Below are 23148 nucleotides of genomic sequence, written 5' to 3' on the forward strand. Positions count from 1 at the left end.
AGGTCGGCGAGCGCGTGCTGGGCACCACCACCGTGGCCCAGGACGGCACCTGGAGCGTGCAGGTCGAGAACAGCAACGCCCTGGCCACCGGCCCCAACGCCATCGTCGCCGAGGAACGCGACCCCGCGGGCAACCCCATCAACAGCGCGCCATACACGGTCACCGTCGACTCTGACGCACCGGTTCAGCCGCCGGCGCCGGAGGTCTTCGACGATCAGGGCGAAGTACAGGGCCTCCTGAGCAATGGCGACACAACGGACGACGCGCGGCCCGAATTCAGGGGTACAGGCAACGCGGGCGACACCATCACTGTCCTGGACGGCGACGTGATCATCGGCACGGCCACCGTGGATCCAGATGGCGCCTGGACCATCACGCCGACGAGCGACCTGTCGAACGGAGACCACAGCTTCACCACCGTGGTGACGGATGCCGCAGGAAATCCGAGTCAACCCAGTCAGGCAGTGGATATCACCATCGCGACTGGCCCAACCACTGCGCCACAGATCACCGGCCTTGTAGACGACATCGACCCGGTCACCGGCAGCATCGCCGCGGGTGGCGCCACCAACGACACGCAGCCACAGATCAACGGCATCGGCAATGCCGGGGAAGTCATCACGGTGCGCGAAGGCTCCGAGACTCTCGGCTCCGCCACCGTACAGCCGGATGGTACGTGGAGTGTCACGCCTGAATTCGAACTGTCAGACGGCCTGCACTCGATCACGGCGACGGCTCGAAATGCTGCAGGCAATACGAGCGAGTCCAGCGCAGCGGTCGAATTCACCGTGGATACGCAGCCGCCGCCGTCCGGCTCGGCGGCCATCACTGGCGCGCTCGACGACGTTGATCCGATCACAGGTGCGCTCAGCAGCGGCGACAGCACCAATGACACCACGCCGACATTCCAAGGCACTGCGGAGCCTGGCGACACGGTCCGTGTCTACGACGGGGGGAATTACCTCGGCGAAACTCAGGCCAGCCCGGATGGGGCGTGGACATTCACACCGCCTGAACTTGCCGAAGGGCTGCACGACATCACGATCATCGCTCTCGATGCCGCCGGCAACCCGGGGCCGGAATCGGCGCCATTCGAAGTCACCATCGACACCCAGGCACCGGCCTTTGTGTCAATCGACGACGTGTACGACGACGCAGGCCTGACGCACGGCACTGTCGCACCCGGCGGCTACACCGACGACAACACGCCCAGGATCAGTGGCTCCGGCGAGGCCGGCAGCGTTGTCGTGGTGCAGTTCAGCGACGCGGCCGGGGTTCACTCGCTCGGAAGCACCACCGTATCGGCAAACGGAAGCTGGAGTCTGCAGGTCGAGCAGGCGCTGTCGGATGGTTCGGTCCAGTTCGTGGCGATTGCCACGGACTCTGCGGGCAACCCGACCCAAAGCGCCGCGTACGCGATCAATGTGGATACTGCCGCCATCAGCGCGCAGGCCGCGATCGACCTGGACACGGCCAGCGACAACGGCGTCAACGCAACGGACAACATCACCAGCGTGACCAACCCGCTGATCAACGGCACGGTTTCCGGGTTGAATGAGGCCGACATGGCAGAGGTCAATGCTGGCTCGGTCAACGCAACGCTGTTTGATGACGTCAACAACAACGGCATGCTCGATGCGGGCGACACCGTGTTCGCTGACAACATAGCCGTCTCGGCCGCCGGCTCCAATGGCGCTACGTTCAGCCATGCGTTGCCATTGATGCCCGATGGCACATACAACCTCAAATCCGTTCTGGTCGACTCGAGCGGCAATCAGTCGGACGCCGCACTGCTGGACGACAACCCGGCCGCACGTCTGGTGATCGACCGCGATCAGGCTTCTTCGGGCGTGGGCACGCAAGCGGACGACGGCCTCGGCTGGGACATGACCTCCGCGGGCGACTTCAACGGCGACGGTTTCGAGGACTTCCTCGTGTCGGCGCCGCACATGCAGCGCGGCTCCGAGGGCGGAGGGGCGAACTCAGACTTGTATCTGGTCTACGGCGGGGTCGAGGGTCTGCCGTCGCTGTCCGACATGGACAACTTGACGCCAGACCAGGGCATCCGCATGAACAACGCGGGTGTGACCTCAGATATCGGCAAGACGGGCATCAACATCAACCAGATGGGGGACATCAACGGCGACGGCTACGACGACATCATCATCGGTGGTCACCGGGAAGATTCCGCCTACGTCCTCTTCGGCCGTGAGACGGGGACGTCGCAGATCAACCTGGGCAGCATCTTTGCATCCGGCGCCAACGCCAACGGCTTCCGCTTCGGCTGGGGCGGCGCCTGGACAGCCGACGGCGCATCAGGGGGCGACATCAACGGCGACGGCTACGCCGATATCCTCGTGACCGAATCCTCCGGCAACACCATGTATGTGCTCTACGGCAACGCCGCGGCCGCAGGTACCGGGACCTGGGCCCACAACTATGAAGTGCGAGGCGACGGCCTGTACAACCACACGACAGGCCAGAAGGTCACCAGTGGCGCGTCCTTCATCTCAAGCCCTGGCGGCAACAGCAGCTTCGCCGACCACCTGAACATGGTGGGCGACGTCAACCACGACGGCTATCAGGACTTCATCATGACGTATCCGGACCAGGCCGCCGATGGGAACACCTATGCCGGCAACGCCTACCTGGTATGGGGCTCCGCGCAGCAATTGCCCGCTTCCATGCAGCTGACGGACTATGCCAACATCGGCATCCGCATCGGCGGCGCCGAGCACGGCGAGCAACTGGGTGACATCGTGCACGACCAGGGCGGTGCGGCGCACGGCAACGGTGTGTTCGGCGCCACCAACACGGTGGCCGAACTCGGCGACATCAACGGCGACGGCATCGCCGACTTCGCCATCGGCTCGCCGGGCTGGGGCGACAACCAGAACGACGACGGCATGGCGCCGGGACGCACCTACGTGGTGTTCGGCAAGTCGGGCAGCTGGAGCGATTTCAACCTCGATTCGCTCAACGGAACCAACGGCTTCACCCTCAGCTCTTCGGGCCTGGGTACCAACCCCAACCTGGGCAACGGCGTGCGCGGGGCCGGTGACGTCAATGGCGACGGCCTGGACGACTTCCTCATGGGCGCGCCCAATGCCGACACCAAAGGCCTGACCGACAACGGCGCAACCTACCTGGTGTATGGCCGTGCCGGTGGCTACCAGGCAGACATGGATCTCGAAGCCCTGGTGGCCAGCGGCCTGGCGCGGCGCTGGGATGGGGACGCCGAGCGCGACTTCTCCGGCACCAACGCGGCCATGGGCGACTGGAACGGGGACGGCCTGGCCGACATCGGCATCTCCAGCTGGGAGAGCGATGACGGGGCGCCGGACGGCGGCCGCTATGACATCTACACCGGAGAGGTCGGCAACCTCACGCAGGCGTTCACGGTCGCAGACGACCAGATCAGCGCCACCGCGGGGGTCGACCGGCTCAGCGGCGGTGTGGGCAACGACACGCTCAGCGCCATCGGCGCGGGCGACGTCGCCTACGGAGGCGCCGGTGACGACGTGATCGGCATCGTCAGCGACGGGTTCGCCCGCGTCGATGGCGGGCTTGGCATGGACACCCTCGTGTTCAGCGGCTCGGGCATGAACGTCGACCTCTCGGCACTCGGGCTGAAGGTGCAGGGCTTCGAGAAGTTCGACCTCGGCACGGGCGCCAACCGGCTGTCACTCGACGTCACCGATGTCATCGAGCATGGCGAGCACAACCTCGCCCTGCAGGATGGCAAGGTGCAAATGCAGGTGGACGGCGATGGCGGCGTACTGAGCCTGTCGACCGCGGACGGCTGGACCAATGCCGGCACGGCGAGCGTCGACGGCGCCCAGTACAGCGTCTACACCAGCGGCAATGCCGAGTTGCTGGTCGAGGACAAGGTGCAGGTGGCAATCCTGTGACTTTCAAACGGGGAGAATGAAAAATTGGCACATACAGATATTGATATTGCCGCTGGCCTCGGGCACGTCGGCGCCGAGCTCGATTTCGACTTGTCCGGGTTGTTCGACTCGATCGGACTGGGCAGCGAAATCACCAGCGGCCCGATCGACATCACGGCAGGCGACTCCGGCTTCGATCTCGACCTGTCCGGCCTGTTCGACTCTGTCGGCCTGGGCGGCGACACCACCAGCGGCGCCGGCTCGGTTGACGTCGCAGCCGACGACGCCGGCTTCAACCTCGACCTGTCTGGCTTGTTCGACTCTGTCGGCCTCGGCGGCGACAGCACCAGCGGTGCCGGCTCGGTCGACGTCGCAGCCGACGACGCCAGCTTCAACCTCGACCTGTCCGGCCTATTCGACTCTGTCGGCCTCGGCGGCGACAGCACGGTTGATCTCGGCGCCCTCGAGGATCTGATCCCCACCGACTGCGCGTGCGCCGACGTGTTGCCGTCGCTTGGGGCGTCGGACTTCGACATCGACCTGTCCGGCCTGTTCGAAGCAGTGGGCCTGACTGGCGGAAGCACCGACAGCACCGCGGGTTCGGACTCCATGCTGTTCGACGCATCAGCCATGAGCATCGACCTGACCGCGCTCCTCGGCTCGGGCGACATCGCCATGCCCGGTGGACAGCATGCGTCGCAAGGCAGCGAGACACAGGGCAATGGCCGCGCGAGCCTGCCTTCCTGGAGCGACTGGGCCAGCTTCGGCGCAGGCTTTGCCTCTGGCACGAGTTCCGAACTGCCGGTCGAAGACACCGTCCAGTTGGCAATCCTGTAGGCCCGCCATCTCCCGGCACACGCAGGCGCCGAGGAGATGAGTGCGCCTTGCCGCGGCCCTACGGGGCCTGCGTCACCTTCCAGCGGCCCGCCGCAATTGGGTCGGCGACGAAGAACGGCAAGCTTGCTTCCCAGTGGCCATCCTGGACCGAAGAACTGTAGTCACACACCATTCGGTCCTTCTCATCCAGCACGGTCCATTGCTGAGCTTCGCCATCGGCCTTCTTGCTGGTCCCCCGAATGCGCTTGAATCCAGTGTTGCTGCCCACGTGAAACGAGTCGGTATGCCACCGAACCGGCGGATGGGCGGGAAACGGCTGGGCGTCGTGAAAGCCGAAAAGCTCGTCATGGCTCAGCAAACTCTGGCGCAAGGTCGGCCAGACTGCCTCGCGCAGGAAGATCTGATCGACAAAGCGGGTCAGGTCACGCTGCCTGGCCAACCAGCTATTCATCAACGGCAGCAACGGCGGAAGAACGCCGCGGCAACCACCCCAGAGCCCGGCGAGGATCAGCTCGGTGTGCGTGAAGTAGTCGCGCATATGGTGAAACCAGAAGTGACTTTCCGTCCATGCCTGAACCGCTGCCTGCTCGCGTTCCGAAAGCAACGCGTCCGCGTCCCTCACGAGAAAACGAGACACCCGAGGGTCGTCCGCAACCAGAAAGCGCCACATCAGCGGATGGAGGCCGCACGCCCGTTGACCAGTCATGTCAACGACCTGGGCCCCCGCATCCCGCAGGCGCCGGCGTACAGGGGCCGGTACTGTGTCGTCGAGATAGACGCGACAGCGCCAATGCGGAAACAGATCGGCGGCAACCTCCACGTTCTTCACGGCCGGCTCGCAGTAGCGCGGACTTCCGCCGAACAGCGTGTACGAGATGATGTTGCGCTCGGCAGCGTCGGCCTCGAATGGTGGCGGGGCGCGCAAGATCGGGCTGGCGGGGCCTCCCCGCAGGCGGGCGTCGGCCTGGTCGAGCGACTCCTTGCCGAAACGGCGGACATCGTCCGGCCGGTTCAGCCAGCCGCAGGTCTCCGCCAGGCCGTCCAACCAAGTTTGACCAGGCTGCACGCGACCGGCGTTCGCCGCGTAGACGCGAAGGTACACCTCGCGCGCCTCCTCGTGCCGACTCTGCCGCAGCAAGGCAAACGCATAGTCCGCCATCACGCCGATGTTGCCGGCCTGAACCTTCAGAACGGCCTCGGCCGCCTGCGCCGCCGTTGCGTAGTCTTCCCTGGCCGTCGCCTCGACAAAGCGCCGCCTGTGCATCTCGAACTCGCGTGCAAACTTCTCTGACGGCCCGACGGTCTTGCGCAAGCCGGCGCGCTTCTTCATGTGCATGCCGCCCCTCCTCCTTCGCGGCTCATCATAGGGCGCGAAGCCATCCGGTCCTCACGCTGTCTCATACAGCCATCCCCAAGGGAACAACGATGCCACACATCTCCGTGGTCATGCCCATCTACAACGGAGCGCGCTATCTCAGGGAGGCCATCGACTCCATCCTGACGCAGCACTTCAAGGACTTCGAACTCATTGCGATCGACGACGGCTCGACGGACAGATCCGCCGAGATCGTCAGCTCGATCAAGGACAGTCGCGTCAGGCTTGTCGCAATGCCCGGCAACTCGGGCACCGCGGCGGCAACCCGACGCGGGCACGAGGTTGCGCAAGGCACATACATCGCGCACATGGACCAGGACGACATCGCGCCTGCCTACCGGCTTCAGGCACAGATCGACTTCTTCCGCGCGAACCCGGGAATCAAGTTGCTCGGCGGCATGGTCGAGTGCTTTGGCACAACGCAGGCAAGGATCCTGGCACCCGAAGACGACGCCACGATCAAGGCCCAACTTCTCGTCGGCGTCCAGAACATCATCAACCCCACGGCCATGTTCCGCCGTGAGCTGGTCAAGGAGTCAGGGCTGCGCTGCGATCCGTCCAGGTGGTGGGCGTTCGACTGGAACTTCTTCGTCGACGCCATGTTTGCACACGCCAGGTTCGCCAACCTGCCGCGGCCTCTCGTGCACTACCGTCTTCACGCCGGGCAGCAGTCGAGGGACCTGATGTCCATCCGGACCATCCTTTCGGCCGTCAGGAAACGGGTGATGGCCAAGTTCTTCCCTGCGCTGAGCGAGGCCGACATGGATCTGCTCGAGCCCCTGCTGCAATGGTCGAGCCCACCGGGCGTTGCGTTCGAGCGGCTGCAGGCCGGCCTTGCGGTCATTCCGAAGGCGATGGCGTGCGGAACATCCGAGTTCGGAGAGAACACCCGGCGGGTCCGGCACTACCTCGCCGCCTGCCAGCAGCGGTGGCAGGCGGCCATGCAAAGGCATGCCGGCTGAATCCGGCGTCCTCGATCAGATCTTCCCCTTGGCCCGCAGGCGGCTCAGGGTTTCTGCGGAGAGATTCAGGTACGACGCCAGTTCCTTGCGCGGAATGCGCTCGGCCAGTTCCGGGTGCTTGCGCATGAACCGGTGCACGCGCCCGGGCGCGTCGAGCAGGTGCAGCGTGATGGTGTGGGCCATGATTTCGCTCATGCCCTTCATCACCGCGTACTCGAAGTGCTCCTTGGCGTCCGGATGGCGGTTGAGGAAGGCGATCCATTCCTTCAGCGGCAGCGTGGCCACCCGCGCCTTGGTCACGCAGACGATGCCGTAGGGCGTGGGCGTGCCCAGCCGCAGCGCGGCGTAGCTGGTCTCCATGTCGTTCTCGTCGGCGAAGCGCAGGATCATCTCCTTGCCCTCCGGGTTGCTGACCACCCGCTTGAGGATGCCGTCGAGGATGAAGTACTGGGTCATGTCGCGCACCCCCTGCAGCAGCAGGAAGTCGCCCTTGTTGCCATCCACGACTGTCAGGTGGCCTTCCAGTTCGGCGCGCTCGCTGTCGCTCAGGTCCTTGAGCACTACGTTCTCCCGGAGCTGGAGGCGAATGATGTTTTTCTCCGGGTGGTTTTCCAGCAACGTCATTTCTGTCTTACTGCCTTGCACGACGGGCCGCGGGGCGCCCGCATCGTTTTTGCGAAAGTTGACCGAGGTCAACGCCCCGAGGGGACGCCGCGAATCATAGTCGTGGCTCGGGCTTCGCCCACCCCTCGACAAGCAAGAAGGAGAGACATGTCTTCCGTCACCGACCAGCAGCCCGCGACGCTCGACCCGGCGATCGCACGCGCCATCAAGAGCATTGCCAGCGATACGCCCGAGGCCGAGACCACGGACGGGTTCCACCTGGTCCTCGATGCGCTCAAGCTCAACGACATCGACACCATCTTTGCGCTGCCCGGCATTCCGATCACCGACCTGACGCGCATGGCGCAGGCCGAGGGCTTGCGCGTCATCTCCTTCCGCCATGAGCAACATGCCGGCAACGCCGCCGCTGCGGCCGGCTTCCTGACGCAAAAGCCCGGCATCTGCCTGACGGTCTCGGCGCCGGGCTTCCTGAACGGCCTCACGGCCCTGGCCAACGCCACCACCAACTGCTTCCCGATGATCCTGATCTCGGGTTCGTCGGAGCGCGAGATCGTCGACCTGCAACAAGGCGACTACGAGGAAATGGACCAGCTGGCCATCGCCAAGCCGCTGTGCAAGGCCGCCTTCCGCGTGCTGCATGCGCAGGATATCGGCGTGGGCATCGCGCGCGCCATCCGCGCCGCGGTCTCGGGCCGGCCGGGCGGCGTCTACCTGGACCTGCCGGCCAAGCTGTTCGCCCAGACCATGGACGCCGTGGCCGGCAAGCAGTCGCTGATCAAGGTGGTCGATCCGGCCCCGCGCCAGATCCCGGCACAGGATTCGGTCAAGCGCGCCCTCGATCTGCTCAAGGGCGCCAAGCGCCCGCTGATCCTGCTGGGCAAGGGCGCCGCCTATGCCCAGGCCGACGCGGACATCCGCGCCCTGGTCGAGACCTCCGGCATCCCGTACCTGCCGATGTCGATGGCCAAGGGCCTGCTGCCCGACACGCACGCACAATCGGCCGCCGCCGCCCGCTCGTACGTGCTGCAGGAAGCCGACGTGGTCCTGCTGGTCGGTGCGCGCCTGAACTGGCTGCTCTCGCACGGCAAGGGCAAGACCTGGGGCGCCGACAAGGGCGCCAAGCAATTCATCCAGATCGACATTGCACCGACCGAGATCGACTCCAACGTGGCCATTGCCGCCCCGGTGATCGGCGACATCGGCTCGTGCGTGGCGGCGCTGGTGGCAGGCATGGGCGGCAACTGGGCCAAGCCCCCGGCCGACTGGACCGGCGCGATCGCCGAGCGCAAGGAAAAGAACCTGGCCAAGATGGCCCAGCAACTGGCGGCCCGGCCGTCGCCGATGAACTTCCACAGCGCGCTGTCGGTCATCCGCGACCAGGTCAAGGCCCGGCCGGATGCGATGTTCGTCAACGAAGGCGCCAATACGCTCGACTTCGCCCGTTCCATCGTCGACATGTATGAGCCGCGCAAGCGGCTGGACGTCGGCACCTGGGGAATCATGGGCATCGGGATGGGCTTCGCGGTGGCCGCAGCGGTGGTCACCGGCAAGCCGGTGATCGCGGTCGAGGGCGACAGCGCATTCGGCTTCTCCGGCATGGAAGTGGAGACGATCTGCCGCTACAACCTGCCGATCTGCATCATCGTGTTCAACAACAACGGCGTGTACCGCGGCACCGACGTCAACCCCAGCGGTACGCCGGACGTGGCTCCCACCGTGTTCGTCAAGGGCGCGCGCTACGACAAGATGATGGAGGCGTTCGGCGGCGTTGGCGTGCATGCCACCACCGCCGACGAGCTGCAGAAGGCCTTGGCCGAGGCCGTCGCCTCCGGTCGTCCGACGCTGATCAACGCCGTGATCGACGAGACCGCCGGCACCGAAAGCGGCCGCATCACCAGCCTGAACCCGGCCACGGCCAAGAAGAAGGCATGAGCCCGGCCCGATCCAGCATCTGATCCCGACACATACACATCCAAAGACAACCCAGGCAACCCAGGAGATACGCACATGAGCAACAAACCTCTCGACGGCATCAAGATCATCGACTTCACCCACGTGCAGGCCGGTCCGGCATGCACGCAGATGCTGGCCTGGTTCGGCGCCGACGTGATCAAGGTCGAGCGTCCGGGTGCTGGCGACGTGACCCGCAGCCAGTTGCGCGACATTCCCAACGTCGACGCGCTGTACTTCACCATGCTCAACAGCAACAAGCGCTCCATCACCCTGGACACCAAGACCAAGGAAGGCAAGGAAGTGCTGGAGAAGCTGGTGCGTGAATCCGACGTGCTGGTGGAGAACTTCGGCCCCGGCGCGCTCGACCGCATGGGCTTCACCTGGGCCCGCATCCAGGAACTGAACCCGAAGCTGATCCACGCCTCGGTCAAGGGCTTCTCGGAAGGCCACCACTACGAGGACCTGAAGGTCTACGAAAACGTTGCGCAGTGCGCCGGCGGCGCCGCCTCCACCACCGGCTGGTGGAAGGGCGAGAACTCGGTGCCGACCATCTCGGCGGCAGCGCTGGGCGACTCCAACACCGGCATGCACCTGGCCATCGGCATCCTCACGGCCATCATCGGCCGCGAGAAGACCGGCAAGGGCCAGAAGGTGGCCTGCTCGATGCAGGACGCCGTGCTCAACCTGTGCCGCGTGAAGATGCGCGACCAGCAACGCCTGGAGAAAGTCGGCTACCTGGAGGAATACCCGCAGTACCCGCACGAGATGGAAGCCTTCAAGGACAAGGTCACGCCGCGCGGCGGCAACGCCGGCGGCGGCGGCCAGCCGGGCTGGATCCTCAAGTGCAAGGGCTGGGAAACCGACCCCAACGCCTACATCTACTTCACGGTGCAAGGCCACGCCTGGGAGCCGATCTGCGACGCGCTGGGCAAGCCCGAGTGGAAGACCGATCCGGACTACACCACCGCCCAGGCCCGCCAGCCGCACATCGAGCAGATCTTCGCCACCATCGAAGACTTCATCAAGGACAAGACGAAGTTCGAAGCCGTGGACATCTTCCGCAAGTTCGACATCCCCTGCGCTCCCGTGCTGTCGATGAAGGAACTGCTTCGCGACGAGTCGCTGCGCAAGAGCGGCTCCATCGTGGAAGTGCCGCACAAGGAGCGCGGCAGCTACTTCACCATCGGCAGCCCGATCAAGTTCTCGGATCTCAAGCCCGAGGTGACCGCATCGCCCCTGCTGGGCGAGCACACCGACGACGTGCTGGCCGAACTGGGCTACAGCAAGGAACAGATCGCCAAGATGCACGAAAGCAAGATCGTCTGATCCAGTTGCGCCGGGCCCCCGGCGGCCCGGCAGGGCCGGCCGCGCGGGTAAACCCGACGCAACATTTGAGGTGAAATGTGGCCGGTAGCGCGAAGACGAGAGTCTTCGGCGCGCCGGCCATTTTTTTGCCCCCCGGAGAAGGACATGAGCGAACCCACGCAAGTCAACAACAACAAGAAGCTTCCGGCGATCGACCTCGCGCAACTGGTCGAAGGCGCAGGCGATGCGATCGTCGTGTGCGACGCACGCGGGGACATCATCCTGTGGAACCCTGCCTGCGAACGCATTTTCGGTTTCTCGCGCGAAGAGGCCATGGGCCGCTCGCTCGACCTCATCATCCCCGAGCGCCAGCGTCAGCGCCACTGGGACGGCTATGTCAAGACGATGGAGACCGGCGTCACGCGCTACGGCACCACCTTGCTGAAGGTGCCGGCGCTGCACAAGGAAGGCCGCCCGCTGTCCATCGCGTTCACCGTGTCGCTGCTGCATGGCGGCGACGGCAAAGTCAGTGCCATCGTCGCCATCGTGCGCGACGAGACCGAGCGATTCCAGGAAGAGCGCAAGTTGCGCGCCCGGGTCGCCGAAGCCGAGAAGATCATCAATTCCACAGGAGATGCTCGATGAGCAAGGCTTTGGAGGGTGTCCGCATCCTCGATTTCACGCACGTCCAGTCCGGGCCGACGTGCACCCAGTTGCTGGCCTGGTTCGGCGCCGACGTGATCAAGGTCGAACGCGCCGGCGAGGGTGACGCGACGCGCGGGCAGCTGCGCGACATCCCGGGCGCCGACAGCCTGTACTTCACCATGCTCAACCACAACAAGCGGTCGATCACGCTGGACACCAAGAAGCCCGAGGGCAAGAAGGTGCTGGACCGGCTGATCAAGACCTGCGACGTGCTGGTGGAGAACTTCGCCCCCGGCGCACTCGACCGCATGGGCATCACGTGGGAGCACATCCACGAGATCAACCCGCGCATGATCGTGGCGTCGGTCAAGGGGTTCGGTCCGGGCAAGTACGAGGACTGCAAGGTCTACGAAAACGTGGCGCAATGCGCCGGCGGCGCCGCCTCCACCACCGGCATGGAAGATGGTCCACCGATGGTGACCGGTGCACAGATCGGCGACAGCGGTACCGGCCTGCACCTGGCGCTGGGCATCGTCGCGGCGCTGTATCAGCGCACCATGACCGGCCGCGGGCAGAAGGTCCTGGCGCCGATGCAGGACGCCGTGCTCAATCTTTGCCGCGTCAAGCTGCGCGACCAGCAGCGGCTGGAGCGCACCGGCACCATGCACGAATATCCGCAGTACCCGGACGGCCGTTTCGGCGACGCCGTGCCGCGCGCGGGCAACGCGTCCGGTGGCGGCCAGCCCGGCTCCATTCTCAAGTGCAAGGGCTGGGAGACCGATCCCAATGCGTACATCTACTTCATCACCCAGGGCGCCGTGTGGCCGGCCATCTGCCGGGTGATCGGCGAAGAAGGGTGGATCGACGACGAGGCGTACGCCACACCCCAGGCCCGGCTACTGCACCTCAAGCCGATCTTCCGCCGCATCGAGCAGTGGACCATGACCAAGGACAAGTTCGAGGTCATGGAAATCCTCAACAAGCACGACATCCCTTGCGGGCCGATCCTGTCGATGAAGGAGATCGCCGCCGACGAGTCGCTGCGCGCAAGCGGCACGCTGGTCGAGGTGGACCATCCCACCCGCGGCAAGTATCTGACGGTGGGCAACCCGATCAAGCTCAGCGACAGCCCGACCGAGGTGACCCGCTCGCCGCTGCTGGGCGAGCACAACGAAGAGGTGCTGGGCCAGTTGGGGTACAGCGCCGAAGAAGTGGCCCGGTTGCGCGAACTGAGCGTCATCTGAGCCGACGCGGACGGCACGCCGGCGGATGGCCGGAGCCGTCCGCTGCGCCGGGCTGGCGCCGTGCCGAAGGCCGGGAGCCAGGGATTGCGCCGCCCGAAAATGCATCAGTAATCGTTGATGCATTGCATAAAAACATTTGACTGTTATTTATTGATCAAGGCTTCGAAGATTCCTTCCGTGCCGCCGCTTTGCCGCCTTTCCAAGGCCATCGACCACCACCCCGCGGCACCCAAGCACAAGGAAACCTGGCCATGCACAACGATCTGCCCGCCCAATACCTCGACGCCGAACTGGACCGCAATGCCTACAACGCCGCCTTCAACGAACTGGGCCTGCGCTGGCACTGGTGCGGCGACGTCTACGGCCAGCTGCTGCGCGAACGCAGCGACGCCGGCGCTCGCATCCGGCTGTACCTCGAGAGGCACCAGCCGCATCTGCTGCGCGCCTACGACGCCGATTTCCTCAGCGCCGTGATCGAGGAGAAGGCGGCGGCGCACAAGCGCCGTCTGGGCGGCACCGGCGCGATGGTGTCTCCCGCGTGGTTCGACTGGGCCGAGACGCTGGGGCGCGAGATCGGCGTGTGACGCCGGCTGCGACCGACCAACCACCTCAAGGAGACACACGCGTGCGCATCGAAGATTCCACCACCCTCGCCTCCGGCACGGCCTCGGTCCGCGCCGGCGGGCGGCCGGAGCCTGGCCCGGTGCGCCACTGGTTGCGCTTCATGCACGCCGGCCGCCAAGGCTTCGGCCAGCTGCATGGCAACACCGTCCATGAATGGCGCGGCGACATGTTCGGGGCCTGCGAGGCCACCGGCACCATCATCGCCCTGGCCGAACTGCAGCCGCTCACGCCGAGCCAGCCCAGCAAGGTCATCGCGCTGTGGAACAACTTCAAGGCGCTGGGCGAGAAGCTCTCGTTGCCGGTGCCGGCGGAGCCGCTGTACCTGCTCAAGACACCGAACAGCTATCTGCCGCACGGCCGGGCCATCCGCGCCCCGCGCTGCGCCGGCAAGGTCGTCTACGAGGGCGAACTGGGCATCGTCATCGGAAAGGCCGCCGGCGGCGTGACAGAGGACGCGGCGCTGGACCACGTGTTCGGCTACACCTGCGCCAACGACGTGACGGTGGCCGACATCCTCAACCGTGACGCCTCCTTCGCCCAGTGGGTCCGCGCCAAGGGCTTCGACACCTTCTGCCCGATGGGCCCGGTGGTCGCCACCGGGCTGGATGCCGCGCAGTTGCGCGTGGTCACCCGCCTCAACGGCGAGGTTCGCCAGGACTACCCGATCAGCGACATGCGCTTCTCCGTGGCGCAACTGGTCAGCCTGATCTCGATGGACATGACGCTGCTGCCTGGCGACGTCATCCTTTGCGGCACCTCCGTCGGTGTCGGCTCGATGAAGCCGGGCAGCCAGGTCGAGGTGGAGATCGCCGGCATCGGCTGCCTCGCCAACCCTTACGCACCCGCCGGCCCCGCGCCGGCCGCACCCGACATCAACTACCTGGAACCACCATGAAGATTGCAGTCATCGGCGCCGGCGCCATCGGAGGACTGGTCGGCGCCAAGCTGGCCCTGGCCGGAGAAGAAGTGAGCCTGCTGGTGCGAGCCCGCCACGTGGAAGCCATTCGCAGGCAGGGCTTTCGCCTGATGCACCCGGATGGCACCGAGGAGGTCGCGCGCGAGCTGCGTGTGACCGAGAGCTACGCCGAGGCCGGCGTGCAGGACGTGGTCATCCTGGCCATGAAGGCGCATCAGGTGCAGGAGGTGCTGCCGCAACTGCCGCACCTGCTGGGGCCCGATACCGTGATCGTGCCGATGCAGAACGGCATCCCCTTCTGGTATTTCAGCCGCCACGGCGGTCCGCACGAGGGCGCGGTGGTGCGCAGCGTCGACCCCGACGGCGAGCTCCTGAGCGCCATCGATCCGGCGCGCATTCTCGGCTGCGTGGTCTACCCGGCCTCTGAATTGGTCTCCCCCGGCGTGGTCAGGCACATCGAGGGCGAGCGCTTTCCGCTGGGCGAGCTCGACGGCAGTCTCAGCACGCGCGCCCAGCGCGTGTCCGACGCCTTCACGCGCGCAGGTTTCAAGTCGCCGGTCCTGGACAACATCCGGGCCGAGATCTGGCTCAAGCTGTGGGGCAACCTCACCTTCAACCCGATCAGCGCGCTGGCACACGCCACGCTGGTGGACATCTGCCAATACCCGCTCTCGCGCGAGCTGGCTGCCGACATGATGCGCGAAGCGCAGGCCGTGGCCGGCAAGCTCGGGATCGAATTCCGCGTGACGCTGGACAAGCGCATCGCGGGTGCGGAAAAGGTCGGCAAGCACAAGACGTCGATGCTGCAGGATGTCGAGGCCGGTCGGTCGCCCGAGATCGACGCGCTGGTCGGATCGGTGGTCGAGCTGGCGCGCCTGACCGACACGCCAACGCCGCATATCGACACGGTCCATGCACTGGTCAAGTTGCTGGCGCGCAGCATGGAAACCGAAAAGGGGCAGGTCAGGCTGCGCGCGGTCGCCTGAGGCAATTCCCGGCAAGAAGGTTCGCGCCGGCGCGGCAGACGCGTCGGCGCGAAATCGGGACGAAATTCGGCCATTGAAGAATGGCGCCGATGGTCAAGGCAACTACTCAGAAGTCAGCACGGGCGGCAACGCCCTCGTCCAAACAAGCATCCGCCGGCAACACGCGGTCACCAGCGTCCAGATCGACGTACACGCTGCTCGACCCGCCCTCGCGCCAGGCAACCAGGCAAACGAGCGGGGCACCCCAGCGGCGGCAGGAGCGCTCACCCCTTCTCGACAGATCCAGCGAGCGACCCAGGGCATTTCTCAACCTGGGCGGCTCGACGCGCCATGTGGACGCGGCGATCAACATTCCTGGGAAACTCGATCCATGGGGATCCGTGGCTGGCGGCGTGCTGGCCGCGTTCAGCGGCGGTCGAATCCCGAAGGCGCCGTTCGGAGCGGTTGCACGACCTCGGCCGGCCTTGTCCACGCTTGCGCCCTCGCCCTCGCCCGCACGAGCCAGTGGCGCGACTGCGCAGGGCGCCGCACAGCCCTTGTCGCAAGCCACCCGAGGCCATGGTGCGCCTGCGCCGGGTGCGGCGTCATCCGTATCACGAGGTGCAGCCAGGGCGCCCTCGCTGTCCGGATCCATCCCGCCGCGAGCGCACACGCTCGCGTCACCGCTGCGTGACGGCTATCAGCAACTGGGAGATCGGATCAGGACGCCGGCCGGCGCCGGCGCGAACCCCTTGTCGATCAGGACCGATGCGGGTCGGTGGACACCAGCGGTCAACACCTACAACCTCGAGAACGACGCCCGGCTCCACACGTTCAAGGGCGGCTACCTCGCACTCGACCCGGGGAGCGGCAAGGCGCCGCAGATCCAGGCGCCGCTTCGAGGCAACCTGGACGTGCCAAGAACGCGCGAGGCATCGCCCAAGATCTATGCCGCTGGACAAGATTGGCCCGCAAGCGCAGACAAGGTCGCGGTGCTCGGTGATGGCACGTTGCAGGCACTCAGGCAGAACTCCCGTTTCTCCCGCGAATTCGTGGACGTTGCGCCTTCGGTCCGACATGCCGCCGCAGGGGAGGCCTCGCCACCGCCAGTGCAGGCCGAACAGGAGCAGATCCGGACGGCGCCCGCCGGCTATCAGGGCCTCAAGGGCGGAGCACCTCCCGATCGCCTGCCGGACGGGCGGATTCCCGCGGAGCAGCCGTTCCCGCAGTTCAGGCCGGCCGAAAGCAGGCATCTCTACAGGCTCTACGACGAACAGATTCCCAGGGAAAGCCCGGACTCCTCCGCGGCCAGTTCCGATGAGGAAGACGCGCCGGGCATCGCTTCGTTCGGCGCGGACTTCAACAGGGAGCGCATGAACGAATCCCTTGATTTCCGGACGTACCTTGCGCTGAAAAGGTACTCCGTCTACTCGCATGCCATGAACGCGGAACTGAGCGCGGGCCAGGCAACGCCGGAAACCCGGTCCATCGCGCGGGAACTCGACCGCGCCATCGATCGGGGAATCGAGCTCGGCTACGGCAATGACGCGGGCACGGTCTACCGAGGCCAGAGCACGCCTGCCGATCAATACGGGAAAGTACAGACGGCAGCCGGGACGCCGACAGACATTGCAGCCGGAACCTACTATCGGCCTGACCAGTTCCTGAGCACTTCGCAGAATGCAAGAACGGCTGCCGCCTTCTTCGGCGAACCCGAGGAAATGGCCAGGGCTGGCAGACGCAACTATTTCCTGAGGATCCAGGCCGACAAGGACCAGGGCGTGAACCTGTCCGACATCCTGGGCGAGCGCAACAGCGAGAGCTCGGAGCGGGAGATCCTGTTTCCCCGCAACTCGCAGCTCTACGTCAAGAGCGTCTTCAAGAACCAGCGCCTGCCCAACGAAGACCGTGACATCGCGGATGTCGTGGATGCGGATATGCAGAAGTTCGAGTCGCTCTGATGCCCCGCCCGGAGCGGGGAGCGCCAAGCAAAAAGCCACCTCGGAGGTGGCTTTTGCTGGTCAGCGAACGCTGAAGAATCTGGAGCGGGAAAGGAGGCTCGAACTCCCGACCTCAACCTTGGCAAGGTTGCGCTCTACCAACTGAGCTATTCCCGCGTGAGCCTCGAATTATATGCCAAAAAAAAGGCCGCCCGGAGGCGGCTCAAAAACCCCAGCAGAAAAACTTCGCTACTCGAGCAGGCCGGCAAGTTCCAGGCCCTTGCGGCCGTCCGGATGCCGGCAGTCGATGGCCTCGAACTCGTTGACGTTGTCGATCTCCGTGCCCATGGCGATGTTGGTCACCTTCTCCAGGATCACCTCCACCACCACCGGCACCCTGTGCTTCTGTGCCAGCGTGCGGGCCTCGGCCAGCGCGCCGCCGATCTTTTCCGGGTCGGTCACGCGCAGCGCCTTGCAGCCCAGGCCTTGCGCAACCGTCAGGTGATCCACACCGTAGTGGCGCGTCACCGGATCGTCCACGTTCTGGTTGTCGAAAGCGAGCTGGACGCAGTAGTCCATGTCGAAGTTGCGCTGCGCCTGGCGGATCAGTCCCAGGTAGCTGTTGTTCACCAGCACGTGCACGTACGGCAGGTGGAACTGGGCGCCCACCGCCAGTTCCTCGATCAGGAACTGGAAGTCGTAGTCGCCCGACAGGCCCACCACGGTGCGGGTCGGGTCAGCCGCCACCACACCCAGCGCCGCCGGCAGCGTCCAGCCCAGCGGGCCGGCCTGGCCGCAGTTGATCCATTGGCGCGGGCCGTAGACATTGAGGAACTGAGCGCCCGCGATCTGCGACAGTCCGATCGTGCTGACGTACGTGGTGTCGCGGCCGAAGGCGGCATTCATCTCCTCGTAGACGCGCATCGGCTTGATCGGCGTCTCGGTGAAGTGGCTCTTGCGGCCCATCAGCCGCTTGCGCTCGGCGCAGCGGCCGGCCCAGTCGCCCCAGTCGGGCAGGCGCCCGTCGGCCCGCATCTCGGCGGCCACCTGGACGAACAGTTCGAGCGCGGCCTTGGCGTCGCTCACGATTCCCAGGTCGGGATTGAACACCCGGCCAATCTGCGTGGGCTCGATGTCCACGTGCACGAAGCGGCGGCCCTTGGTGTAGACGTCGATCGAACCGGTGTGACGGTTCGCCCAGCGGTTGCCGATGCCCAGCACGAAGTCGCTCGCCAGCATGGTGGCGTTGCCGTAGCGGTGGCTCGTCTGCAGGCCGCACATGCCGGCCATGAGCGGGTGGTCGTCCGGAATGGCACCCCACGCCATGAGCGTGGGGATCACCGGAATGCCCGTCAGTTCGGCCAGTTCCACCAGCAGGTCCGACGCGTCGGCGTTGATGATGCCGCCGCCGGCCACGATCACCGGCTTGGCCGACGTGGCCAGCATCTCCAGCGCCCGCTCGATCTGCTTGCGCGACGCCGCCGGCTTGTACACGGGCAGCGGCTCGTAGCTGTCGATGTCGAACTCGATCTCGGCCATCTGCACGTCGAAGGGCAGGTCGATCAGCACCGGCCCGGGACGGCCCGAGCGCATGAGGTGGAATGCCTGCTGGAAGGCGCGCGGCACCTGCGCCGGTTCGCGCACGGTGACGGCCCACTTGGTGACCGGCTTGGCGATGGATTCGATGTCCACCGCCTGGAAGTCTTCCTTGTACAGCCGCGCACGCGGCGCCTGGCCGGTGATGCACAGGATTGGGATGGAATCGGCCGACGCCGAGTACAGGCCGGTGATCATGTCGGTGCCGGCCGGCCCGGAAGTGCCGATGCACACGCCGATGTTGCCCGCCCGGGCGCGGGTATAGCCCTCGGCCATGTGCGAGGCCGCCTCGACGTGGCGCGCCAGGATGTGGCTGATCGACTGGCGTTCGCGCATCGCCGAGTACAACGGGTTGATTGCGGCGCCCGGCACGCCGAAGGCTTGGGACACGCCTTCCTTTTCCATCACCAGCACCGCCGCCAGGGCGGCTTTCATCTTGGCCATCGCGTGTCTCCTTGAGCAAGTTGCGTTGGAGCGGATGGTCGCGTCAGCAGCCCGGTCGCGGTAGCCGGGAGGCGCGCATAACGTCTATTCCCTGGCGGAATGGGAAGGCGGGATCAGTGCGGAAAATCCAGCGGCACGATCTGCGCGATCAGCGCCGTGCCATTGGCCAGCAGGAAGTCCTTGAAGGCCTGCGCGACCGGCGGCAGGCGCTTGGTGCGCCGGTGCACCACGTACCAGTTGCGCATCAGCGGAAAGCCCTCCACGTCGAGCACGCAGAGGCTGCCGGTGCGCAACTCCAGGCTGATGGTGTGGGCCGACATGAAGCTCAGGCCCATGCCCGCGATCACCGCCTGCTTGATGGTCTCGGTGCTGCGGATCTCCATGGCCACGCGCAGTTCGGGCAGGTGCTCGCCGAAGCCTTCCTCCATGGAGTTGCGCGTGTCGGAGCCCTTCTCTCGCACGACGAAGGGCTCGAGCATCAGCCGCGTCATCGTGACGCGGCGCTGCCCGGCCAGCGGGTGCGTCGGCGCGGCCGCGATCACGTAGGGATGCGGCGCGAACGGCTGGTTGATGGTGTCCATGTCGGTCGGCGGGCGCACCATGATCGCCAGGTCGGTCTGGTTCTCGCTGATGTGGCGCAGCAGCTCGGCCCGGTTGTGCACGGTGAAGTTGAGCGTCACGTCGCGGTGCCGCCCGGCGAACTCCACCAGCAGGCGCGGGAAGAAGTAGTCGCCCGCGCTGATCACCGCCACGTTCAGCTTGCCGCCCGAGACACCGCGGTACTGCGCCATCGCCGCCTCGGCCGCCTCGAACTGGCCGATGATCGCCCGGCTGATCGCCAGCAGTTCGCTGCCTGCCGGCGTCAGGTAGATCTTCTTGCCGAACTGCTCGAACAGCGCATTGCCCGCGTGTTCTTCCAGCTTGCCCACTTGCGTCGACACGGCCGGCTGCGTCAGGTGCAGCTCCTCGGCCGCGCGCGAAAAGCTCAGATGCCGCGCCACGGCCTCGAACACCTTCAACTGGCGCAGCGTCGCGTGCTTCACAGCGTCAGGATGGTGCAGCCGGTGGTCTTGCGGGCCTCGAGGTCGCGGTGTGCCTGCTGCACGTCTTCGAGCGCGTAGCGCTGTGCGATAGGGATATGCACCGCACCGCTGCCGACCACCTCGAACAGGTCGTTGGCCATGGCCTGCGTGCTTTCGCGCGTGGCCAGGTGGGTGAACAGCGTGGGGCGCGTCATGTAGAACGAGCCCTTGGCCAGCAGCCCCATGTCGATCGGCGGCACCGGGCCCGAGCCGTTGCCGAAGACCGCCAGCAGGCCTAGCGGGCGCAGGCAATCCATGGAGCCCTGCCAGGTGTCCTTGCCGACCGAGTCGTAGACCACCTTCACGCCCTTGCCGCCGGTGATCTCCTTGACCTGTTCCGCAAAATTCCCGGTGCTGTAGTTGATGCAGTGCGCGGCGCCGTGTTCGAGCGCCAGCTTGCACTTGGCATCGCTGCCGGCGGTGCCGATCAGCTGCAGACCCAGCGCCTTGGCCCACTGGCAGGCGATCAGCCCGACGCCGCCGGCCGCTGCGTGGAACAGGATGTGGTCGCCCGGCTGCAGGCCCTCGGCGGGCAATGTCTTCTTGAGCAGGTACTGCGCGGTCAGGCCCTTGAGCATCATCGCGGCGCCGGTCTCGAAATCGATGGCGTCGGGCAGCCGGCACACGCAGCGCGCCGGCATCACGCGCAGCTCGCAGTACGCGCCGGGCGGCTGGCTGGCGTAGGCCACGCGGTCGCCACGCTTGAGGTGGGAGACACCCTCGCCCACCGCCTCCACCTCGCCCGCGGCCTCCATGCCCAGTTGCAGCGGCAGCGGCAGCTTGTACAGGCCGCTGCGCTGGTAGGTGTCGATGAAGTTCAGGCCCACCGCGTGGTGGCGTACGCGGATCTCGCCGGGCCCGGGTTCTCCCACGTCGACCTCGACCAGCTTGAGTTCTTCCGGACCGCCGTTGCGGTCGATTCGGATGGCTTTGCTTTTCACTTCTGATATCTCCTGGCTTGGGTTCGAATGCACACAACGGAGCATCCTGCCATCAATCGGCCGCGCCCGCTGCGCACGCCGGCCGCCCGGGGCAAACCCGGCAATGCGCACGGCTGTCGCATAGGCGATACGAAATCCGGGTAACCCCGTCTGCAGCGCTGCGGCGGCGAGCCTACGCTCGGCGCGCCGCCTGCGGCCCGCCAAGTCGGGCCACGCGCAGCAGCATCCAACAAAAAAGGCAGCCACCCGACATCCGGAGAAACAACACCTTGAACAAGATCCGTCCCACTTTGATGGCGCTGGCCATCGCCTCGCTGGCCGCATGCGGCGGCGGCCATTCTTCCGCACCCGCGCCGGCACCCGCCCCGGCCCCTGCGCCCGCCCCTGCCCCCGCACCGGAGGAAAAGCGCGCCCAGGACGATCGCAGCTTCGCCCCTGCGCCGGCAGCCGCCAATGCCACCACGTTCGATGCCCTCGCGCCGGCTGCCGGCGACACCGTGGACATGAGCACCACCAGCCGCTGGGCCGGCGTGCTCGACGGCGCGCTCTACCGCGTCGAGGTGCCGGCCAACTGGAACGGCAAGCTGGTGATGTACGCGCACGGCTACGTCGGCAAGGTCAGCGAACTGGTGGTCACGAATCCGTCCATCCGCCGCCACCTGATCGAGCAGGGCTACGCCTGGGCCGCTTCGAGCTACAGCAGGAACTACTACGACGTCCGCGCCGGCATCGAGGACACCAACGCGCTGGCGCTGGCCTTCAACAATATCGCCGCAGCCAACGGACGCCCTCTCGCGGCACCTGGCAGGACCTACATCATCGGCCACTCGATGGGCGGCCACATCGCCGGCGCCGCCGTGGAGAAGGAAACGCTCGCCAACGCCAACCACAAGGTGAGCTACGCCGGCGCCGTGCCCATGTGCGGCGTGATGGGCGACACCGACCTGTTCGACTACTTCGCCGCCGCGCAGCTGACCGCGCAGGCGCTGACCGGCTACGCGTCCCGGCCAATGACCGATTGGGCAAGCATCCAGAACGCGGTGCTCGGCCAGCTGTTCGTCTTCGGCGCCGGTGGCAGCATCACCCCGGTTGCCGGTGCCGGCTACGCCTACTACGGCGTACTGCAGAACCTCACCGGAGGCCCTCGCCCGCTGTTCGATGTCGGCCTGACGCAAGGCCAGTCGTTCACGGCCCCGATCGGCGTGTTCGGCGGCGACGGGACCATCGACGGCATTCTCAACAGGAACGTGCTGGACACCAACCGCTTCGTCTACGACACCGGCGACGCCAACGCCTCGGCGCAGCTCAATGCCGGAGTGCAGAAGGTCACCGCCACGCCCGATGCGAACCGCCTGCGCACCGACGGCCTGCGCTGGATTCCCAAGGTCAACGGCGAGTTCAGCGTGCCGGTGGTCACCCTGCACACGCTGGGCGACCTGTTCGTGCCCTTCAGCATGGAACAGGTCTACCGGCAGCGCGCCCAGGCCCACGGCAGCGACGGCTGGCTGGTGCAGCGCGCCATCCGCGGCATCACGCATTGCGACTTCACCGTCGCCGAGCAGGTCAAGGCGTTCGACGACATGATCGCGTGGGAACAGAACGGCACGGCGCCCGCCGGCGACGACGTGCTCACGCCGGCGACCGTGGCAGCCCCTGCCTATGGCTGCCGGTTCAGCATCGATGCGCTGGGCCCGGACGACGTCCAGACACCCGGCGCCACGACCCGCCCGCTGATCGTGGGCGCTGGCCTGAACAACGTCTGCCGCCCGCCGGTCTGACGACGTCCGCTGCCAACGAAAAGGGCC

Annotated in this window: 17 protein-coding genes and 1 tRNA gene; 12 read left to right on the forward strand and 6 right to left on the reverse strand. The window is 66.2% G+C overall.

The annotated features are described in order from the left end of the window. Nucleotides 1–14: 14 nt before the first annotated feature. Complete coding sequence (locus VES41_RS01040; RefSeq protein ID WP_324811857.1) at nucleotides 15–3911, forward strand: Ig-like domain-containing protein; 3897 nt, start codon at nucleotides 15–17, stop codon at nucleotides 3909–3911. A 24-nt stretch (nucleotides 3912–3935) separates the two neighbouring features. Continuing rightward, nucleotides 3936–4727, forward strand: coding sequence for a hypothetical protein (locus tag VES41_RS01045; protein WP_324811860.1), 792 nt, complete (start codon nucleotides 3936–3938; stop codon nucleotides 4725–4727). 58 nt (nucleotides 4728–4785) lie between these two features. Here the strand turns inward: VES41_RS01045 and VES41_RS01050 are convergent, their stop codons facing one another. Continuing rightward, nucleotides 4786–6063 (reverse strand): tetratricopeptide repeat protein, encoded by a 1278-nt coding sequence (locus VES41_RS01050; RefSeq protein ID WP_324811863.1) that lies wholly within the window; start codon nucleotides 6061–6063, stop codon nucleotides 4786–4788. An 89-nt stretch (nucleotides 6064–6152) separates the two neighbouring features. Here VES41_RS01050 and VES41_RS01055 point away from each other — a divergent pair, with 89 nt between their 5' ends. After that, a complete protein-coding gene (locus VES41_RS01055) occupies nucleotides 6153–7064 on the forward strand; it encodes a glycosyltransferase family A protein (RefSeq protein WP_324811865.1) in 912 nt (303 codons plus the stop codon). A 15-nt stretch (nucleotides 7065–7079) separates the two neighbouring features. On the opposite strand, the gene VES41_RS01060 is transcribed toward VES41_RS01055, so the two are convergent. Then, entirely contained in the window at nucleotides 7080–7688 is a 609-nt protein-coding gene (locus VES41_RS01060) for a Crp/Fnr family transcriptional regulator (protein WP_324811868.1), read from the reverse strand. A 147-nt stretch (nucleotides 7689–7835) separates the two neighbouring features. Here VES41_RS01060 and oxc point away from each other — a divergent pair, with 147 nt between their 5' ends. From oxc to VES41_RS01100, 8 genes are all read left to right on the forward strand, one after another. Further along, nucleotides 7836–9620 (forward strand): oxalyl-CoA decarboxylase, encoded by a 1785-nt coding sequence (oxc, locus tag VES41_RS01065; RefSeq protein ID WP_324811871.1) that lies wholly within the window; start codon nucleotides 7836–7838, stop codon nucleotides 9618–9620. Between the two features lie 75 nt (nucleotides 9621–9695). Continuing rightward, nucleotides 9696–10967 carry a formyl-CoA transferase gene (gene frc, locus VES41_RS01070; RefSeq protein WP_324811873.1) on the forward strand — a complete coding sequence of 424 codons (1272 nt, stop codon included), beginning with the start codon at nucleotides 9696–9698 and terminating at the stop codon, nucleotides 10965–10967. Between the two features lie 144 nt (nucleotides 10968–11111). Beyond that, nucleotides 11112–11591 (forward strand): PAS domain S-box protein, encoded by a 480-nt coding sequence (locus VES41_RS01075; RefSeq protein ID WP_324811875.1) that lies wholly within the window; start codon nucleotides 11112–11114, stop codon nucleotides 11589–11591. Further along, nucleotides 11588–12835, forward strand: coding sequence for a formyl-CoA transferase (gene frc / locus VES41_RS01080; protein WP_324811877.1), 1248 nt, complete (start codon nucleotides 11588–11590; stop codon nucleotides 12833–12835). Before VES41_RS01075 ends, frc (VES41_RS01080) begins: the two co-directional genes overlap by 4 nt. A 251-nt stretch (nucleotides 12836–13086) precedes the next feature. Beyond that, nucleotides 13087–13419, forward strand: coding sequence for a hypothetical protein (locus VES41_RS01085; RefSeq protein WP_324811879.1), 333 nt, complete (start codon nucleotides 13087–13089; stop codon nucleotides 13417–13419). Between the two features lie 119 nt (nucleotides 13420–13538). After that, complete coding sequence (locus tag VES41_RS01090; protein WP_324812243.1) at nucleotides 13539–14354, forward strand: fumarylacetoacetate hydrolase family protein; 816 nt, start codon at nucleotides 13539–13541, stop codon at nucleotides 14352–14354. Beyond that, nucleotides 14351–15361, forward strand: a complete 1011-nt coding sequence (locus VES41_RS01095) for a 2-dehydropantoate 2-reductase (RefSeq protein WP_324811881.1) — start codon at nucleotides 14351–14353, stop codon at nucleotides 15359–15361. Before VES41_RS01090 ends, VES41_RS01095 begins: the two co-directional genes overlap by 4 nt. Before the next feature lie 731 nt (nucleotides 15362–16092). Beyond that, nucleotides 16093–17301, forward strand: coding sequence for an ADP-ribosyltransferase (locus VES41_RS01100; RefSeq protein WP_324811884.1), 1209 nt, complete (start codon nucleotides 16093–16095; stop codon nucleotides 17299–17301). Nucleotides 17302–17381: 80 nt separating this feature from the next. Here the strand turns inward: VES41_RS01100 and VES41_RS01105 are convergent. From VES41_RS01105 to VES41_RS01120, 4 genes are all read right to left on the reverse strand, one after another. Then, nucleotides 17382–17457: transfer RNA gene (locus tag VES41_RS01105), tRNA-Gly, on the reverse strand. A gap of 72 nt (nucleotides 17458–17529) precedes the next feature. Continuing rightward, nucleotides 17530–19320: a glyoxylate carboligase gene (gcl, locus tag VES41_RS01110; RefSeq protein ID WP_324811888.1), complete on the reverse strand. Its 1791-nt coding sequence runs from the start codon at nucleotides 19318–19320 to the stop codon at nucleotides 17530–17532. Between the two features lie 113 nt (nucleotides 19321–19433). Further along, nucleotides 19434–20363 carry a LysR family transcriptional regulator gene (locus tag VES41_RS01115; protein ID WP_324811891.1) on the reverse strand — a complete coding sequence of 310 codons (930 nt, stop codon included), beginning with the start codon at nucleotides 20361–20363 and terminating at the stop codon, nucleotides 19434–19436. Continuing rightward, on the reverse strand, nucleotides 20360–21343 hold the full coding sequence (locus VES41_RS01120) for a quinone oxidoreductase family protein (RefSeq protein WP_414718981.1): 984 nt from the start codon (nucleotides 21341–21343) through the stop codon (nucleotides 20360–20362). Before VES41_RS01120 ends, VES41_RS01115 begins: the two co-directional genes overlap by 4 nt. A 293-nt stretch (nucleotides 21344–21636) precedes the next feature. On the opposite strand from VES41_RS01120, the gene VES41_RS01125 reads away from it, so the two are divergent. After that, entirely contained in the window at nucleotides 21637–23121 is a 1485-nt protein-coding gene (locus tag VES41_RS01125) for an alpha/beta hydrolase (protein WP_414718988.1), read from the forward strand. Nucleotides 23122–23148: the final 27 nt, after the last annotated feature.

This window comes from Variovorax sp., assembly GCF_035634955.1.
Lineage (GTDB): Bacteria > Pseudomonadota > Gammaproteobacteria > Burkholderiales > Burkholderiaceae_C > Variovorax.

What these genes read in the sequence shown, in the direction of transcription:
- VES41_RS01095 (WP_324811881.1), top strand. Translation starts at nt 14,351, where the DNA reads ATGAAGATTGCAGTCATCGGCGCCGGCGCCATCGGAGGACTGGTCGGC.
- frc (WP_324811873.1), top strand. Translation starts at nt 9,696, where the DNA reads ATGAGCAACAAACCTCTCGACGGCATCAAGATCATCGACTTCACCCAC.
- VES41_RS01060 (WP_324811868.1), bottom strand. Translation starts at nt 7,688, where the DNA reads ATGACGTTGCTGGAAAACCACCCGGAGAAAAACATCATTCGCCTCCAG.
- VES41_RS01125 (WP_414718988.1), top strand. Translation starts at nt 21,637, where the DNA reads ATGGCGCTGGCCATCGCCTCGCTGGCCGCATGCGGCGGCGGCCATTCT.
- VES41_RS01085 (WP_324811879.1), top strand. Translation starts at nt 13,087, where the DNA reads ATGCACAACGATCTGCCCGCCCAATACCTCGACGCCGAACTGGACCGC.
- gcl (WP_324811888.1), bottom strand. Translation starts at nt 19,320, where the DNA reads ATGGCCAAGATGAAAGCCGCCCTGGCGGCGGTGCTGGTGATGGAAAAG.
- oxc (WP_324811871.1), top strand. Translation starts at nt 7,836, where the DNA reads ATGTCTTCCGTCACCGACCAGCAGCCCGCGACGCTCGACCCGGCGATC.
- VES41_RS01055 (WP_324811865.1), top strand. Translation starts at nt 6,153, where the DNA reads ATGCCACACATCTCCGTGGTCATGCCCATCTACAACGGAGCGCGCTAT.
- VES41_RS01050 (WP_324811863.1), bottom strand. Translation starts at nt 6,063, where the DNA reads ATGCACATGAAGAAGCGCGCCGGCTTGCGCAAGACCGTCGGGCCGTCA.
- frc (WP_324811877.1), top strand. Translation starts at nt 11,588, where the DNA reads ATGAGCAAGGCTTTGGAGGGTGTCCGCATCCTCGATTTCACGCACGTC.
- VES41_RS01075 (WP_324811875.1), top strand. Translation starts at nt 11,112, where the DNA reads ATGAGCGAACCCACGCAAGTCAACAACAACAAGAAGCTTCCGGCGATC.